Origin of the sequence: Paenibacillus konkukensis, assembly GCF_023523925.1 — a bacterium.
GTDB lineage: Bacteria > Bacillota > Bacilli > Paenibacillales > NBRC-103111 > Paenibacillus_S > Paenibacillus_S doosanensis.
Genome location: NZ_CP027059.1, coordinates 5,840,845 through 5,858,456 on the forward strand (window position 1 = coordinate 5,840,845; position 17,612 = coordinate 5,858,456).

The 17,612-nt window shown below is 54.3% G+C and carries 16 protein-coding genes and 1 pseudogene; 15 read left to right on the forward strand and 2 right to left on the reverse strand.

From position 1 onward, the window contains the following. Position 1 precedes the first annotated feature (1 nt). From SK3146_RS25430 to SK3146_RS25485, 12 genes and pseudogenes are all read left to right on the forward strand, one after another. Positions 2-697, forward strand: a complete 696-nt coding sequence (locus tag SK3146_RS25430) for a response regulator transcription factor (protein WP_249861392.1) — start codon at positions 2-4, stop codon at positions 695-697. A 239-nt stretch (positions 698-936) separates the two neighbouring features. Then, the gene (locus SK3146_RS25435; protein ID WP_249866436.1) at positions 937-1,335 is read left to right on the forward strand and encodes a DoxX family protein; all 399 of its coding nucleotides are present in this window, start codon (positions 937-939) and stop codon (positions 1,333-1,335) included. 286 nt (positions 1,336-1,621) lie between these two features. Further along, positions 1,622-2,284, forward strand: coding sequence for a FusB/FusC family EF-G-binding protein (locus tag SK3146_RS25440; protein WP_249861393.1), 663 nt, complete (start codon positions 1,622-1,624; stop codon positions 2,282-2,284). A 244-nt stretch (positions 2,285-2,528) separates the two neighbouring features. Next, complete coding sequence (locus tag SK3146_RS25445; protein ID WP_249861394.1) at positions 2,529-4,352, forward strand: cache domain-containing sensor histidine kinase; 1,824 nt, start codon at positions 2,529-2,531, stop codon at positions 4,350-4,352. Next, positions 4,349-5,899: a response regulator transcription factor gene (locus tag SK3146_RS25450; protein ID WP_249861395.1), complete on the forward strand. Its 1,551-nt coding sequence runs from the start codon at positions 4,349-4,351 to the stop codon at positions 5,897-5,899. Before SK3146_RS25445 ends, SK3146_RS25450 begins: the two co-directional genes overlap by 4 nt. Before the next feature lie 191 nt (positions 5,900-6,090). Beyond that, positions 6,091-7,437 carry an ABC transporter substrate-binding protein gene (locus tag SK3146_RS25455; protein WP_249861396.1) on the forward strand — a complete coding sequence of 449 codons (1,347 nt, stop codon included), beginning with the start codon at positions 6,091-6,093 and terminating at the stop codon, positions 7,435-7,437. 100 nt (positions 7,438-7,537) lie between these two features. Continuing rightward, positions 7,538-7,921: a nucleoside 2-deoxyribosyltransferase gene (locus SK3146_RS25460; RefSeq protein WP_249866437.1), complete on the forward strand. Its 384-nt coding sequence runs from the start codon at positions 7,538-7,540 to the stop codon at positions 7,919-7,921. 34 nt (positions 7,922-7,955) lie between these two features. Beyond that, complete coding sequence (locus tag SK3146_RS25465; RefSeq protein ID WP_249861397.1) at positions 7,956-8,372, forward strand: NUDIX hydrolase; 417 nt, start codon at positions 7,956-7,958, stop codon at positions 8,370-8,372. Positions 8,373-8,513: 141 nt separating this feature from the next. Beyond that, positions 8,514-9,539: an aldose 1-epimerase gene (locus SK3146_RS25470; RefSeq protein ID WP_249861398.1), complete on the forward strand. Its 1,026-nt coding sequence runs from the start codon at positions 8,514-8,516 to the stop codon at positions 9,537-9,539. Between the two features lie 97 nt (positions 9,540-9,636). Next, positions 9,637-10,608: a Gfo/Idh/MocA family protein gene (locus tag SK3146_RS25475; protein ID WP_249861399.1), complete on the forward strand. Its 972-nt coding sequence runs from the start codon at positions 9,637-9,639 to the stop codon at positions 10,606-10,608. Between the two features lie 218 nt (positions 10,609-10,826). Then, on the forward strand, positions 10,827-12,221 hold the full coding sequence (locus SK3146_RS25480; protein ID WP_249861400.1) for an MATE family efflux transporter: 1,395 nt from the start codon (positions 10,827-10,829) through the stop codon (positions 12,219-12,221). A 109-nt stretch (positions 12,222-12,330) separates the two neighbouring features. Further along, positions 12,331-12,492: pseudogene (locus SK3146_RS25485) on the forward strand (carbohydrate ABC transporter permease); the annotation flags it as partial. A gap of 41 nt (positions 12,493-12,533) precedes the next feature. Here the strand turns inward: SK3146_RS25485 and SK3146_RS25490 are convergent. Then, the gene (locus SK3146_RS25490) at positions 12,534-13,937 is read right to left on the reverse strand and encodes an MFS transporter (protein WP_249861401.1); all 1,404 of its coding nucleotides are present in this window, start codon (positions 13,935-13,937) and stop codon (positions 12,534-12,536) included. 173 nt (positions 13,938-14,110) lie between these two features. On the opposite strand from SK3146_RS25490, the gene SK3146_RS25495 reads away from it, so the two are divergent. Continuing rightward, positions 14,111-14,437 carry an ArsR/SmtB family transcription factor gene (locus SK3146_RS25495; RefSeq protein WP_249861402.1) on the forward strand — a complete coding sequence of 109 codons (327 nt, stop codon included), beginning with the start codon at positions 14,111-14,113 and terminating at the stop codon, positions 14,435-14,437. Positions 14,438-15,095: 658 nt separating this feature from the next. Here the strand turns inward: SK3146_RS25495 and SK3146_RS25500 are convergent. After that, a complete protein-coding gene (locus SK3146_RS25500) occupies positions 15,096-15,953 on the reverse strand; it encodes a LysR family transcriptional regulator (RefSeq protein WP_249861403.1) in 858 nt (285 codons plus the stop codon). 169 nt (positions 15,954-16,122) lie between these two features. On the opposite strand from SK3146_RS25500, the gene SK3146_RS25505 reads away from it, so the two are divergent. Further along, the gene (locus SK3146_RS25505) at positions 16,123-17,316 is read left to right on the forward strand and encodes a YbfB/YjiJ family MFS transporter (RefSeq protein WP_249861404.1); all 1,194 of its coding nucleotides are present in this window, start codon (positions 16,123-16,125) and stop codon (positions 17,314-17,316) included. Continuing rightward, a complete protein-coding gene (locus SK3146_RS25510; RefSeq protein ID WP_249861405.1) occupies positions 17,297-17,500 on the forward strand; it encodes a 2-hydroxymuconate tautomerase family protein in 204 nt (67 codons plus the stop codon). Before SK3146_RS25505 ends, SK3146_RS25510 begins: the two co-directional genes overlap by 20 nt. Positions 17,501-17,612: the final 112 nt, after the last annotated feature.

Genomic DNA, 17,612 nt, shown 5'->3' on the forward strand with positions numbered 1-17,612 from the left:
AATGTCACAAGCGACCATTATTATAGCGGACGATCAGCCCTTAATTCGCGACGGTTTGGCGGCTATTCTCGGCATGGAGGATGAATACAAGGTCGTAGCTAGGACCGGAGACGGGCTGAGCACGATGGAGCAGGTTGAATTGCATCGCCCTCAGCTCGTGTTGATGGACATCCATATGCCGAAGCTGGACGGTCTGGAAGCGACCAAACGAATCAAAGCGGAATATCCCGACACCAAGGTTTTAATTTTGACCACCTTCGAGGATGAGCAGTACATTATGGAAGCTATTCGCTACGGCGCCAGCGGTTATTTAGTTAAAGGGGTCGAGACGCAAACCATTATTTCCACCGTGCAAGACTGCCTGGACGGAAGAATGACCTATCCCCTCAGTATTCAAAAGCGTCTCGTACAAGCTCTTCAGTCCTCGGAGCAGCGAGAGAAGCCGAAGGCCGAGGAAAGCGGCGCCGGCATTCCTTCCGCTGCAGACCGGCAGCATGACGATAAGCCGCATAGTTTAACCGTTCAGGAACGCAACATCGTCAGAGAATTAAAAAAAGGCAAGTCGAATCAAGCCATCGCCTCCGAATTATTCCTGACGACCGGCACGGTCAAAAATTATTTGAGCGTCATTTATAAAAAGCTGAACGTCGCCGGACGTTCCGAAGCGATCGCCTATCTGCATAAACATGATCTATAGCGGATCGCGCCGCTTGACGCGCATTTCATCCGCTTGTCAGTAACGTCCTCTGCTGCAATGACCAACAATGCCGAAGCTGCATTCTCCCTCCGGCACCGCTTTACAATTCCCCATTCCTTCGCCATAACTCGATTTTCTCCGCGGCCGTTGTGCCGGTAAAAAAGCAATCGGGAAGAAACGCGCTTTCATGTTCTGTGATATGATCGCTATATCAAATGAACGAGAAAGGTGTGCAAAATATGAATGTCTCTATTTCCAAAGGCCGATTGTGGACGGCGCGAGTCATGAGCGGACTGGTCATTTTGTTTATGCTGTTCGACGGCGTATCGAAGCTGTTCAAGCCCGCCCCGGTTGTGGAAGGCACGGTTTCGCTCGGTTTTGCCGAGCATCATATTGTCATTCTTGGCATCCTGGGGCTGATTCCTACGATCTTGTATGCAATCCCCCGCACTTCGATCCTGGGAGCGGTGCTGCTCACCGCCTATTGCGGCGGGGCGGTAGCCACGCATATTCGCATGGATTCCCCGCTCTTCTCCCACGTTTTATCCGCGGTCTATGTCGCCGTCTTGATGTGGGGAGCGCTTTGGCTCAAGGATGAACGGGTGCGCAAGCTATTTTCGCTGTCGAGCGGAAAGTAACAGCAGCTCATGGGGCTGCCGCATGGCCGGAAGCTCTTATACACAATTTTGCAATTGCAGTAAAGGCCGGACTTTTTATATAATGCTTATAAAAGGAGGTCGGTATATATGGCAAATCATTTTGCCGGAAGAAGAATCGGCTCATGCAAAGCCTAGCATTAGGGCGATACTTTGCGTGGGCGGACGGTTATTGCTAACATGTCGCCCGTAGGGAGCTTATATCGTTTCTAATAATGGGCTTTGCACTTATTTTTTTGTTTTTATAAAAAATAAGGGGCTGAAAGCTATGAATACACCATTTATTAGAAACCATCAGTACAACATTATTAAAAAGCAGATCGGGTTGCTGCAAAATGCCTGCAACACCGTATCCGATCCGAAAGTGGTCGAATCGGTGAGATACAGCGCGCAGCACAAAATCATAGAAGCGTTCCCGGATGCTTCGGAGCTGCAAAAACCATTGCTGGAGCAGGCCGGATCGTTACGAACGACCGGAGAATTTCAGCAGTATCTGCATTCGCTCGCGCCGTATATGGCGCCGTTTCCGTCATTGACGGCCAAGCAGCTTGCCAAGCTGTATCCCAAAGTCAAAAAATTGAAGACTCCCGACCTAACCGCTATCGATTACCGCTATGTCACTTATCTCGGATGGGTGGATATCGCGACCAATAAATTGTTTATCGTTTACGAGCTGAACGGGAAGCCGGTCGGTATTGAAGGCCGGTATACTCCGACGAATAAAGGCGTGTGCTTTTTGTGCAACCGGCATGAAGAGGTGGCGCTGTTCTCGGCGGTGACCAAGTGGAGACCCGCTAACGCTTCTCCCGATTACTACAAAGCGATCGGCAACTATTTGTGCGTAGACAGCGAAGCCTGCAACAGAAACATTACGGATGTCGGCGCGTTGGAGAAATTTATTCGCGAAGTGACGGGGACTCCTGAATCGTGAAATCGTAACATTATGAAGCAGTTTAAAGCCTGCCGGCTGCGGCGGGCTTTTTTTGTTGTTTAGGAAATGATGCGCAGCAATTTCCTGTGGATATTTGGGGGATTGGTTTCTTTTTTCGGGGGAAATGCCCGGATCGATTGGTTGGGAAAATAATCGCGGAATGGGAATTAATTTAATTTTATTATGGCGATATGACCGCGGAAGATTTATGATGGAACAAAATACATGATTAACGGGTGGTTGGATGCGGGGGATCGGGAAGGCAAATTTCAAGTTAACCTATAAAAATAAGCTGATTATTATTTTTGTGCTAGTCGCTTTTTTGCCGTCCTTTTTGATGCAGTACGTCACTTATATGAATTCGACGCAGGCGATGAAAGCGAAAATCAACGAGCAGGTTAACTACAATTTGATTCAAACGAATAAAAGTCTCGATGCGGTCTTAACCGAGTATGAAGATACTTTGTATCAATTGATCATTAACGACGATGTCGTCAAATCGACCCCTAAGCTGCTTCACGGCTCCGACTTCGATCAGCTCGTCGCCTCGGATGTGCTGCAGCAGATATTCGCCGGTTATTCGAATTCCAAGAAAGGTATACGAAGGATTACTTATTTCGATAACAACGGGAATGTGCTGGTATCTTATGATAAAACGACGGGTTCCTCATGGAGTCAGGAGAGGGACGGAACACCGTTTTTGCTCATTATGAAGCTGAACGACATGCGGCAGAATCCACTGATTACCGTTACAGAGAAAGCGAAAACGGACGGCGGCGAAGCATACTATATATTCCATATCGCCCGCAAGCTGTTCGGCATCTCGTCGGGGCAGCTGGAGAGAATGGGATATATCGTCATGGATCTTGACGAGTCGGTACTTTCAGAAGCGTGCACCGTGTCGCTGCCGAATGCTCCGACGAGCGGAATCAGCAGCGCTAACTTTCTCATGGACGCTTCTGGTAACCTTATCTCGTTCCCGGAGAAGGAAAAGATCGGAGCGAGCTTCTTCAGTCTTTTGGACGCCGAACATTCGGACGTGTCTCCTCTCCCCGAGCAGGCCGCGGTGATGGGACAGCCTTCCATCATGAATTATTATCCGAACGAGAAAACCGGATGGACGATTGTAAACGTTACCAGCGAAGCGAAGATGTTCTCGGAAATGTACGCCATGCAGAAAATTACGATTTGGACGGGGCTCGCCATGCTCTCGGTTTCGATTTTGCTGATTGTCTATTTCTCGGGACTGCTTACGAAGTCGATACGGACCATCGTCAGCGCGATGCAGCAGACCGAGCACGGCAACCTGAACGTGAAGCTGGACGATACCAGCGGAGATGAAATGTCGATCATCGCTTCCAGCTACAATAAGATGATGGCGACGATCAACGAGCTGATGGAACGAACGAAGCAAGCCGTGCAGAAACAGAAGGAGTCGGATATCCGGTCATTGGAGGCCCAGATTAATCCGCATTTTTTATACAATACGCTGGATTCGATCAATTGGATGGCGATTGAGAAAGAAGAGCATGAGATTAGCCGGATGCTGAAGGGGCTCGCGCTCATTCTTCGTTACAGTGTGAGCAGCAGCAATCAGATGGTGCCGCTGGCGCGGGAGCTCGAATGGCTGGAGCAATATTTGTTTTTGCAAAAAACTCGCTTCAGCGATTCGTTTCAATATTATGTACATATGCAGCCGGGACTGCAGCAGGCTCCGATGTACAAGCTGCTGCTTCAGCCGTTTGTTGAAAATTCGATTTTGCACGGGTTTGCAGGAAGGAAGAGCGGCTCGGAGCTGCATATTCGTTTTTTGACGGAGGATGAGAGCTCGTTATGCGTGGAAATCGAAGATAACGGCTGCGGCATGGACGAGGCCGTCGTGAGAAGCATACTGCTCGCCGAAGCGCGGGATGCCGCCGAAGCGTCCTCCGGAATCGGCATACGGAATGTGATAGAGAGATTGCAGCTATATTACGGGGAACGGGCGCATTGCCGTATCGAAAGTGTCCGGGGCCGGGGAACGAGGGTGAACTTGATCATGCCGCTGTGCCGGGAGGGGAATTCATGAGAATTGTCGTTGTGGAGGATGAAGAGAAAATTCGCAAGGGCATCGTTCGGCTGATCCATAAATTGAGCGAACAGTACCGGGTTGTCGGAGAATGCGAGAATGGTCTGGAAGGCATAGCATCCATTAAGCGGTTGAATCCGGATTTGGTGATCACGGACATTCGAATGCCCCTTATGGGCGGGATGGACATGCTGGAGACGCTTAAGGGGGAAGGGATCGCGCCGCGAACGATCATTTTAAGCGGCTATTCCGAGTTCGAATTTGCCCGAAAAGCACTGCAGCTCGGCGTTGTCGTCGAATATTTATTGAAACCGATTACGGCCGACGACTTCAAGCAGGTGCTGCTTCATATGGAAGCCGATTTGGCTAACCGCCGCGCGGATGACATGAAGGCAGCCGGGGCGGATGAGGATGGCGGGCAGTGGTTCAGAAGGTATTGTCTGCAACCGGATATGGAGCCGGATCAGGCGCCGGAGCGCGTCAAGCAGCGGCTCGCAATGAACGGGCCTTCGGCGCGTTACCTTGCATCCGTCTACACCGGCCAAGCCGGCGGGGAGCAGGCGGAGGAAGCAAGAAGAACGCTGCAAACCGCTCTGGAGCTGGATGACAGGGTCAACGACTTCCTGTTGGCCGGGATTCCGGAGCTGTGCGAATTGAATCTTGCGCTGACGATGAAATCCGCGGCTCCTTGCATGAGCAGCCTGTGGGAGCATCTGCTTGCCAAGCTGCGCGCTCTGCCGCTGAACGATGCGATCTTGACCTGGGAGCAGCTTGCTCCCGGCGATGACTTAAGAGAGCGGCTGCGCGAATTGAGAGGCTTGCGCAAATGGTCTCTGCTTGCGGGCGGCGAAGCCGCTCTCAATCAACATAAGGCGGCTGGCGTTGCCGGCAGAGGGCCGCTGCCGTATCCGGCGGAATGGGAGCCGAAGATCAAGGAAGCGGTACTTAGCCGCGACCGGACGGGAATGAAGCGGGAAACGGAGCTGTTTGCGGAGCACTGCATGAGAGAGGCTGCCGATCCGCAGCAGGTGCTTGACGCCTGTATCCGGTTTCTATCCGCGATGCAGTATATGGCGGGAGTCATCCTCGGCGATGCCAGCACGGCGAAGGAGTGGGGAGATCTTTATCATCGGCTGTCGCTCGCGCAGACGCCCCGTGAGCTGAGAGAGGCGCTGCTGGATGCCGCCGATCGGACCGCCGAAGGCTTCGCGTCGGTTCCCGTGTCGCACAGCCTTGTGATCAATAAAGCGGTGAAGCGGATTCAGGAACGGTACCAGACCGGAATTACGCTTGAGGAGCTGGCCGGCTCATTCGGCATTACGCCGGAATATTTGAGCTCTTTGTTCCAGAAGGAGCTGGGCGTTTCATTCACGGCCTGCGTCAAAAATATGAGAATCCGCAAAGCGAAGGAGCTGCTCGCCGGAAACCGGCTCAAAGCGTTCGAGGTGGCGCAGCGGGTCGGATATTCGGACGCCAAATATTTTTCCCGCGTATTTAAAGAAGCGACGGGGCTTACGCCGGGGGAGTTTCAGCGGCTGCACCGGTAACCGACTTCGGCAGGTTTTCTCGGAATCCGCCGGGCGGGTCAATTGACTTTAAACCAGTCCACCTTTCTTAAAAAATTAGAATTATCAATCCTCCGGCTAACGATTATGATAATCTTGTTTCTTCGGGCAGCGGCAGGCGCGGCAGTGCGGAGACGACTTTTTACTTCATTTCGGGAGGATGGGTGCTTTTAATGAAAAATATTATAAAACCATCGTGTTTGATCGGTTCCATGCTTTTTATTTTGGCCGGATGCTATGGCGGGACGGGCGCGGATCTGCCTGGGGCCGCCCAGGAGGCTAAGCCTTCGCAAGCGGACGCGGCGCCGCCGGACAATGAATTATTCATTTTCACGGCATGGCCCGCCTATTTCGTTAAGGAGGAAAATTTCGAGCGGCAGGTCGGCCAATTTATAAAAAAGAAATTTCCGGATATTAAAGTCAAGCATGTAGCCTGGGATAATCCCGGCCGGAGATACGAGGATCTGATTGCAGCAGGCACGATACCGGATATCGTCTTTGACGAAGTCCGCCGCAACACGTACAGACAGGTACGAAGGTTCAAAATGGAATATGATATGACCGATCTGATCAAAAAGTATAATTTCGACACGAGCAAGCTGAATCCGGCGGACATGCAGCATTCGATTAATACGTCGGACGGCAAGCTGTACTCCCTCCCCTTCAACTCGAACGAATATGTGCTTATTTATAATAAAGATATTTTTGACAAGTTCGGCGCCGATTACCCTCAAGACGGCATGACATGGGACGAAGCCTATGAAATGGCCAAGAAGCTGACCCGGCAGGAAGGGGACATCACTTACAAAGGCTTCCAAATGAATCCCGCCCATTATTTGCGGTTCAATCAGCTATCGGAGCCGGGGCTTGATCCGAGCGAGAACAAGGCATCCATGGTATCGGGCAAATGGACGAGCATTGTCGATAATATTCGGCGCTTCTACGATATCCCGGGCAATCAGCTGGTCAAGACGAATGAATTCACCAAAGGACGCGTCGCGATGATCGTCGATTCCATGGAAAATGTAACGAGAATTGTGAACGAGAACCCCAAGATCAATTTCGACGTTTCTTCAGTCCCGGTGTTCCCGGAAGCCCCGAAGTCCAAGTTCCAGCCTAATACTAACGGCATGTTTATAACGAAGCAATCGGACAAAAAGGATTTGGCGTTCCAGGTCATCGCTTATTTGCTGTCTCCCGAGGTGCAGATTGAGATGTCCAAGCAAGGGGTCATGTCTCCGCTGATGGACCCTGCCGTGCAGCAAGCGTACGGAAGCTCCATTCCGGAATGGAGGGGCAAGCACGTCGAATCGTTGTTTGCCTTGAACAGCGCGAAGCCGCCTCTGCGCAAGCCGGGCCTGACGTTTATTAACGAAAATACGGACATGGTGTGGAATCTGATCGCCACGGAATCCAAAGACAGCCAGACAGCGCTCAGAATGACGAACGAATCGATGAATAAAGCGATCGAGGAGACGATCAAAATTCAGAAGGAAGGCGGCATCAGCGATTACGAATAAGTTTAGCCTTCGCAAACGAAGCCGAACGGGTTATTATCGAAGAGAGTGTACGATGAGAAATCTGTCCTTTATTAAATACATATTGTTGGCGGTGAAAGGTATGAAATTTTATGCGGCATCCAGCTTTCGGAATATCGACGCGGTCAGAACCGTTACCAAAGGGCTGAAGGAAAAAGGCTGGAGCTTGACTTACGATTGGACGCAAGGCTTCAAAGATGCGACGATAGAGCAGTTCAAAGAAATCGGTCAACAAGAAAAGCAAGCCGTTATGGATGCGGATTGCTTGATCATTATGCTGCCCGCCGGCAAAGGAAGTCATATTGAAATGGGGATTGCGCTGGGAGCGGGCAAAAAGGTGTATCTATATGCTCCGAACGGCGAAACGGTGAATCTGGAGACGACGAGCACGTTCTACCATTTGGATGAAGTTGGAGTATTCACCGGAACGGTAGACGAGCTTATCGAAGGGATTTGCCGCGCATGATCATGCCGCGTAAATATAAGGAGGAGATCCGGTCATGCAAGGGTATAACGTCATTATGATCTACAATAAAGATATGGACCGGCTGCTTATGTGCAAACGCTTGAAGGAGCCGTATCTAGGTCTAAGCAATCTGGTCGGCGGCAAAATTGAACCCGGGGAGCCGGGGCCGGAGGCGGCTTACAGAGAGCTGCGGGAAGAAACCGGAATTTCCGCGGAGGATGTGAGCTTACGTCATCTGATGGATTTTACCTATTATTTGCAGGATTGCTATGTCGAGGTGTATGTCGGTAAATTGAAGCGAGACGTCATCGTCTCCGGAGACGAAAACGAGTTATATTGGTCTGATTTGGAGCGGGACTTTTTCGATATGGCGCTCTATGCGGGAGAAGGCAATATCGGACACATGATCGAGCAGGTGAAGATGAGCAGAGAGATTCTGTTTAGCGACTGAACGCCGCGCCGAAAGCAAGCGTCTCAAGAGGAGAAAGATCTATGCGCAAAAAACGTTTTTGCGCTCCGCGGCGATTTGTTGGATAATGGAAGGGACTAGCTAATGCTTACGACATTCTATTGCTCAAGGGGGCTATTTACAATGAGCCAGGCTTCCATTCAAAGGGTGCATTTCGACGACGCGCCCGCCATTCAAATCGATGCGGGAGGTTACCGCGCGGTCATCGCGCACAGCGTGGGCAGCAATATGGTTGAGCTGAGCCGGCCAGGGGACGGGCTGAGCTTTCTCCGCACGCCGGAGAACGGAGAGACGCTGCGCCAGAAGAGCCAGCGCTACGGACTGCCGCCGCTGTTTCCGCCGAACCGGATTATCGACGGCAAGTTTGCGACGCCGTACCGCCGTTACGAGCTGCCGCTGAACAGCTCCGACGGGGCGCATTTTATGCATGGCATATTGCATAAACGGCCTTGGCAGATTCATTCTGCCGGCATTTTGGAAAATGGGGCGGCCGAGGTCGTCTTCTTGATGGAGATGGGCCAAGACGGTGAAATGTTTTCCTATTTTCCGCATGAATTTACATACGAGCTTGCTTATACGTTGTCCGAGAAGGGACTGCACCAGCAGGTGCGAATTACGAATCACAGCGGCGAGCCGATGCCGCTCGGCGTCGGATTTCATACTGCGCTGCGGGTGCCGTTTCACGAAGAAGGCCGGGAGGAGGATTATCGCCTGGCGATCTCCGTAGCGGAGCAGTGGGAGGTAACGCCGCTGTTCGTATCGACGGGCAAGCTGCTGCCTCTGAGCGAAAGCGACCGGGCGCTGCGCGGAGAAGGCATACGGCCGACGGGAACTCCGTATGCGAATCATTTTACCGGCGGGCCGATGGAACGCGGCGGCAAGCCGTTCTATGGGGCGGCCTTGACGGATACGCGCCGCAACATCAGCCTCGTCTACGAAGTCGATCCGAAATACGGCCATTGGACCGTATGGAACGACGACGGGCTCAGCGGCTTCGTATGTCCGGAGCCTCAGACCTGGGCGAACAACGCGCCGAATGTGGATGCGCCGGAATCGCTCACGGGCTTTCAACTGCTTGCTCCAGGCCAGAGTTGGCATGCATGGACGCGGATGTACGCAGAGCGGGGATCATCCGGCAGCAAGCCTTGAGGGAGCTGTCAATCCGACTCTGCTCCCGGCGGCCGGGGGATTTTAGCGATCGATCGGTAAGTGATGCCAAAAAGATCTTTCATGGAGGGATGAAACGTTGTCACTGAATGTCGGATTTGTCGGTACCGGAGGCTTTACGAGATTTCACTGCAATTTGCTGACCCAAATGGACGATGTTAACATCCGGGCTTTTTGCGCGACGAGTCTGAATAAGGCGGAACGCGCCGCGTCGGAGTGGGACGGGGCTCAAGGGTATGACGGCATTCATGCGATGCTGGATGGGACGAAGCTGGACGCGGTATATATCTGCGTGCCGCCGATGGCCCACGGGGAAGCCGAGCGGGCGCTGATCGAGCGCGGCATTCCGTTCTTCGTCGAGAAGCCGGTCGGAATCGACCTCGACCTGCCTTCGGCGCTGCTTGAGAGCATTCAGGCGAAGAAGCTGATCACTTCGGTCGGGTATCACTTCCGCTATATGGACTCCACACAGCGGGCACTCTCCATGCTGGGAGAGCGGACGCTCGGAATGGGGCTCGGCTATTGGATGGGCGGCATGCCGCGCGTGCCGTGGTGGCGCAAGCAGGACGGCTCCGGAGGGCAATTCATCGAGCAGACGACGCATATCGTCGATTTGATGCGTTACACGATGGGCGAAGCGGTTGAAGTGTACGCGGCCTACGGCAGCCGGGTGATGCATCTGGTTGAAGAAGGCGTGACGACGCCGGATGTCGGCACGGTGACGATCAAGCTGGCGAGCGGCGCGGTGGCGACGCTGTCGAATACGTGCATCCTGCCCGGAGGCGGGCGAATCGGACTGCATCTGTATACCGATCAAGGCGTGATGGAGCTGACGAAGGAATCGCTGAAGGATACGGGCAAATCGACCGTATTCGAATACCGCAACCAAACCAATCCATACGCATGCGCGCACGAAGCGTTCCTGCATGCGGTCCGGACGGGAGATACCTCCGGTATTCTTTCGCCGTACGAGGATGCGGTCAAGACGCAGGCGATTGCGGTCGCCGCGCTTCGCTCGGCTCAAGCAGGAGCGCCGATTCGGTTGGCATAGTGAATAAATAGAGCGACGGGCAGCCTGTACGGGCTGCTCTTTTTGTCGTCATTTTATCGCCATTCGGCCAATGGTTAAGCGTTTAAGCAAAAGTAAGCGCACTCAATTTGAAACTTTTGTAAAATCGCAAAATGAGTCTTTTCACGGGAAAGGAACTGTGCTACGATACCTGAGTTTAGAGTCGGAGCAACGGTACTTTTAGCGAAAAGGTGGGCAACATGGAATCCATTCACGGACAACAAGAGCAAGGCAAACGGCCGGAGCAGTTCAATCTGTTTTTTCTCACGTGGCCGATCTTTCTGGAAGTTTTTTTGTTTATGCTTATGGGCATCGCCGATACGTTCATGCTGAGCGCCATATCGGATAATGCGGTCTCGGGCGTCGGAGCGGCGAATCAATATTTGTTTATCGCGATTTTGATTCTTGAGGTGATCGGCAACGGGGCGTCGATTGTCGTATCGCAATATATCGGCTCGCGCAAATATATCGAAGCGGCCCGGATTTCCGCGCATGCGGTTACGCTCAATTTGCTGATCGGTGTTGTGATCAGCGCCTGCTTCGTTCTGTTCAGCGGCAGGCTGCTGGAGACGTTGAACTTGTCAGGCGAAATTCTCGCCTTCGCCCGCAGCTATTTGTATATTGTCGGCGGCGGCATCTTCCTGCAGGCGATCATCAATTCGCTTGCGGCGATCATCCGCGTGCACGGCTTCACCAAGGCGGCTATGCTCGTGTCGTTAGGGATGAACGTCGTTCACATTGCGGGCAACTATACGCTGATCTTCGGACATTTCGGCTTTCCGGAGCTGGGAGTTCAAGGGGCGGCGATCTCTTCGGTAGGCAGCCGGGCGGTTGCGCTGCTCGTATTCTTGTGGCTGCTGTACCGCGTCACCGAGGTGCGGATCGAGGTCAAATATTATTTTAACCTGAGCAAGGAATATATCGGCAAAATATTGAAAATCGGCATTCCGTCGGCGCTGGAGCAGGTTATGTACCATATTTGCCAGACGATCTTCCTGTTCTATGCGACGTTCCTCGGAGCGGAGGCGCTGGCGGCCAGACAATATGCCGCTAACATCTCGATGTTCATCTACTTGTTCGCCATTGCGATCGGCATGGGAACGGCGATTATTGTCGGCAGACTGGTCGGCGGCAATCGGCAGGATGAAGCTTATGCGCGCGTATTGAAAAGCGTGAAATGGGCCAGCGCCGCGACGCTGCTGATGGTTGCGGTCGTTATCACGCTGCGCAAGCAGCTGATGGGCATTTTCACGGTAGACCCGGAAATTATCCGGCTCGGCGCCAATGTGCTGCTGCTGAGCATCCTGCTGGAAACCGGGCGGACGATGAACATCGTGCTCATCAACTCGCTGCGCGCCGCCGGCGACGCCAAATACCCGCTGTGGGTCGGCATGTTTACGATGGTCGGGATGAGCTTGTCGCTGGGCTATTTGTTCGTCTTCAAGCTGGACATGGGCCTTGCCGGCATTTGGCTGGCGATCGCATCGGATGAATGGGCCCGCGCGGTCATTATGTATTTCCGGTGGAAGAGCCGGGCCTGGGAAAAGCACGGTCTGGTCAAGGCGGAGTTCAAAGAGCAATCGGTCGGAGCTTAAATGCGGGGCACGAAGAGAGAGGAGCGCCGCTCCTCAAGCGGGATGCGCCTGCGGTTAAGAACCTTCCGTTCCACTTTTGTGGGACGGGAGGTTCTTTGGCATATGCGGAATTATCGTAGTGCAATCTCCGGAGAAGCGGACGATCCCGCTGCTGATCTCCAACCTGGGCTCCAGCTATTCCCCGGATTTCGGCGTCATCATGACGGCCATCGTCATTTCGACGCTGCCGACGGCGCTTGTGTTTTTCCTGATGCAAAAGCAATTTGTCGCGAATAAAGATGCTCAAGCTTCATTGGGTCCAGAGGCGTTCGTTTATTCGCTGTCCGCAGGCACCTTCATCTTCATTTGCGGGCGTCCCTTCTCGGCGCGGTACAGCAAGGAGCAGAGGATGGCAATCGCTCCGACGATCGTCATGCCCCAGAAAATGTTGGCGTACGCATGAGGAAGCGGGAGATTCCGCTGCATCGTAAGCGAAGTGCCGGTAACGGCGACGCTGAAGGCCCCGCTGAAAAACTGCATCAATTGGAACAATCCCATGCCAGCGCCGATATATTGTTTGGGCACGATGCGCGAAATTTCGTTGGATACGCTTGTCGTGAGCGCCGAGAAGCTGATGCTGAGCAGCATGTAGCTGGCGACGATGGCAAAGACGGAATGCACTGCGAATAAAGCGAACAGTCCGGCAGCGGCGGCCAGAGGCCATGGAGCGTAACGGAACAGCGCGCTGTTGCCGAAGCGGTCGATCATTTTGCCGATCCAGTTCGAGGCGAGCATCGACAGGACGGCTCCGGGGAACAGCACAAGCCCCGATTGCCCCGGAGACATGGCGTACAGATGCGCCAGCACTTGCGGAAGCAGGAATAGCGTGACGAAGCTGCTCATATAAGCCATGATGCCGAGCGCGCTTAAGTTCAAATACGATTTGTTGCCGAACAGCGCAGGCTGGACGAAAGGATTGGCCGTGCGTTTAATCCGCTGCCAGAACAGGATGAGGGCGAGCAGCCCGGCGGCGAGCATAATCCAGGAGCGGCTGGTCAGAAACAGCAGCATCCCTGTCGTTCCGACGCCGATCAGGACGGCTCCGGCGATGTCGAAGGAGCCTCGCTGAGGCCGTTCCTTGGGCAGCAGCCGGTAAAACACGGGCACAAGCAGCAGCGTGGCGGCGGTGACGAGGAACAGATCGTTCCAGCCCAAATACTGGGTGATGGAACCGCCGATTACGGGACCGAGGCCGAGGCCGAGCGAGCTGGCCGACATGACCGTCGCCATTGCTTTGCCCCGGCGCGTCAGCGGAATGTAGCGGGTTAGCAGGACGATGCCGAGGGCTGGAACCGAAGCCGCGCCGGACGCTTGAATCAGCCTGGCGATCAGCAGCGGGATGAAATGATGGCTGAAGAGGCCGAGCAGCGAAGCGAAGCCCAGCGACAAGAGCCCGATCATGAACAGCTTGCGGATCGGCACGAAATCCGACAAGCGGGAATACGTGATGGAGGAGATCGCGAAGACGATCGAATACCCTGTCACGATCCACGAAGCCGCAATCGCCGATAAGCCGAAGTCTTGGGTAATCTGCGGCAGGGCGAGATTGAACATCATCGTGTTCATCACGACGAGAATGACGGTGAAGCCGAGCAGCGGAATGATCAGCCGCTCTTTGAAGGCGCCGCCGGCGGCGGTCTCCGCCGATGGATCATGGATTGCGGACGGTTGGTTCATGAGGTTAAGCCTCCTTTAGTGGCATCATGCCGCTCCTCAGCATGCTGTGTCCGAAGGGCATGAGGGATAGTTTGTCATTTAGTTCGATTGTTATCGAACAATAGAAATATAGCACGGGTTGTGGTATAATTCAACAGGTAAAGTGTAAATTTCCGGAAAAGGGGGCGATGTAATTGAAAATTTTATATCATCCCGCCGCGGAGGAAATACAACTCGGTTCCGTCCTCTACGCGCTAAGCGACCCGACCCGACTCTGTCTTGTGCATACCATTGCGAAGCAAGGGGAGCAGTCCTGCAGCACGTTTGAAGTGCCGATAGCCAAATCGACCTTGTCTCATCATATTCGTACGCTCAGGGAAGCGGGAATCGTCCGCGTCCGGATTCAGGGAACGCAGCATTTTGTCTCGCTCCGGACGGAAGATCTGGAGGTCCGGTTTCCGAATTTGCTGAGTACGATTCTGCAAGCCGCGCAGAATCATACGGTGACTGAAGAATTATAAGGCGCGGATCACTTATGGGAGCTCTATCGGCTGGAGACTACGGGGAGATCACAAGTAACTCCGTCGAACAGACTCTTAGAAGTCCGGGAAGAAGCAGCCATCGCCAAGCGAGAGCCATCTAGATAAGCGTGAGCGTTCGCCTTTGTTCCCGGATTTCAACTCATTCAAGGACTAACCATTCGATAAATCCGGGGGATGAGAGCGAGCAGAAGATCGAATGGGTGCCGCAGCGGGCTTTTTCACCGCACTGGTAGAGCGCATACTGCAAAACGAGGATTCATGCTGCTTCGCATCATCTTTTTTTCTATGGACAAACTAGGCCCTTCCCGTAAGTCATATCTCGGGAGGGGCTTTTTGCCGTGCAAGCTTAAGAAATGCGCGGATTGCGGGGATATCCGCTCACTTCGACGCTGAGGAAAGCTAACGGACGTCACAGCTGTAAATACGGTGCAATCCGCCGATTTCAAATCATAACGGACATGACAGCACCTATTGACCCGAATCTGCTGCCGAAATGCGACATTGGCGTCAAATAGCTGCAGCCATGTCCTTTAGAAATCCAAAAGTGCGATATTGTCGTCAATAACGGCAGCTATGTCCGTAAGAGTTATCGTCAGGCTCATTGCTTCGAGAGCGAGCGGCTGGCACCGGACACGGGTTAACGAAACAACTCGATGAAGCGGAGCAGCGCCGCGGTCATCAGCGCATCCTTTCTGCGGATGAACACAGTATCGACCCGGGCGAACGGATAGCTGGCCGGATGAACCCGAAGCGTTCCGTCCGCGACCTGTCGTTCCACAACGGACAAGGGAAGCAGGCTGATGCCGAGACCTGCCCGCGCGCAGCCGAGGATCGCTTCGAGCGAGCCGAACTCCATCATTTTGTCCGGATACACTCCTTCGTGGTGGAGCCATTGCTGCAGCTTGGCCCGATAGGAGCAGCCGGAGCGAAAGACGAGCAGCGTGCGATTGCAAAGCTCCTTCACCGAGCCGATCGGCGGATGAGCGGCGTCGGTGATGAGCGCGAGCTCCTCCTGGAGCACCGTTTCCTGCGCTAGCTCGGGGTGATCCACCGGACCGGCGACGAAGGCGCCGTCCAGCTCGTAGTGGAGCACGGAGTGCAGGTGCTGCTCGGTAGGGCCGGTCACTAGGGTTAAATCGACGCCGGGATACCGATGATGGTATTGGGCGAGCGCATCCGGCAGCCTGACGGCGGCGGTCGTCTCCATCGAGCCTATGCGGAGCGGGCCTGACGGCGTATCTTCGTCGCGCATCGCCTTGGAGGATTCCTCGATCAGCTGGAAAATCCGCTCGGTATAGTCAAGCAGCGTCCGTCCTTTGGCCGTGAGCGTGATGCCGCGGTTATGACGGTAAAACAAAGCCGTCTGAAAATGCTGCTCCAGCTGTTGAATTTTGGTCGTCACATTCGATTGGGCATAGTTCAGCTCCTGCGCCGCGCGGGTGATGCTGCCGGTTTGTGTGACGGTTTGAAATATTTTCAAAGCATGCAGGTCCATAGAGGCCGCCTCCTTAACAATGAATAACGATTTAAGTTAATCTGTCATCTGTTTTAGTGATGGGTGGAATCTTTATTATGTATTATACCAGATGACAAAGCATCGTATATGATTATAGGGAGAATGGCGGGCCGACGGCCTCGCCGGTGTAATCGGGGGGATGATGATCATGACAGGACAGCCGCGGCGGCAAGTGGCGGGCGGGATATGGGCATTGGCAATCGCGATGGGAGTCGGCCGCTTCGCTTACACGCCGATTTTGCCGCTGATGCAGCAGGAGCTTCATTTCTCCGACGCCTTCGCAGGCTATTTGGCTTCCAGCAACTATGCGGGCTATATGCTCGGAGCGCTGCTGGCCGGAGTGATTCCGTGGCACGGCAGACGGGCGCTCTATTATAGAATCGGCCTGACGGCAAGCGTGCTGACGACGGCAGCGATGGGGATGACCCATTCGCCCTCTTTATGGTTTGCGCTGCGCTTCGCGTCCGGGATCGTGAGCGCCTTCGTCTTCGTGCTTGCTTCCGCGATGGTGCTGGATGTGCTGGCAGCAAGGGGAAAGACGGCTTGGTCCGGCCTGTTTTACGGCGGCGTCGGAGCTGGCATTCTGGCCAGCGGTTTGCTCACTCCGCTGTTTGCCCGCTTGGGAAGCTGGCAAGGCGCATGGATCGGGCTCGGCTTGTTCAGCGCGGTCGGCGCCGTGTTCGCTTGGATGTGGGTTCAGGAGGGAGAGTCCGCAAGCGGCGCGGGCAAAACCGCATCGGATTCCGCCGCCGCGCCGCCCGCTCGCTGGCTGCCATGGCTGATCGCCTCGTACGGCCTGGAAGGGCTCGGCTACATCGTGACGGGCACGTTCATCGTCGCCATTGCGGACCAAATCCCCGGATTTGCCGGACATTCGATCTGGGTATGGGTGCTGGTCGGCGCCGCGGCCGCGCCTTCCTGCATCCTGTGGTCCTCGCTGGCCAAGAAGCTCGGCTTCGTGAGGACGCTGCTGTGGTCGATGCTGCTGCAGGCGGCGGGCATCGCGCTTCCGGCCTGGTGGAGCGCTCCGGGCGGCTTCGTGATCAGCGCCTTGTTATTCGGGGCTACCTTCATGGGCATCACTACGCTGGCCGCGACGCTGGGGAGGCAGATGAGCCCGAACCGCAGCAGCCGGGTCATCGGCATATTAACCGCCGTATACGGCACCGGTCAAATGCTCGGGCCTGCAGGAGCCGGCGCGTTGTTTTCGCTGACCGGCGATTACAACGGAGCGCTTCTCGGAGCGGCGGCCGTCGTCCTGGCGGGAGGCTGCCTGCTCTTAACCGGATTGCGATACGATAAACAAAGGAGAGATCGCGACAATGCCTTACGTCAACATTAAGATTACGAAGGAACACGTAACGCCGGAGAAAAAAGCGAAGCTAATCCGCGGAGTCACACAGCTGCTGGCGGATGTGATGGGGAAAAATCCGCAAACGACGGTCGTCGTCATCGACGAGGTCGATACCGATAATTGGGGAATCGGCGGAGAAACGGTCACGGTACGCAGGCAGCTTGGAAAATAAAGCTGGCCGATAGCGCTTTACTTTTCCGTATTCCGGTGTATAATGATCGGCAAAGGATGGAAAATCCGAACTGGAAAGGGACGGTCGTCCGCTTCATGCGGCAATTCCGTTC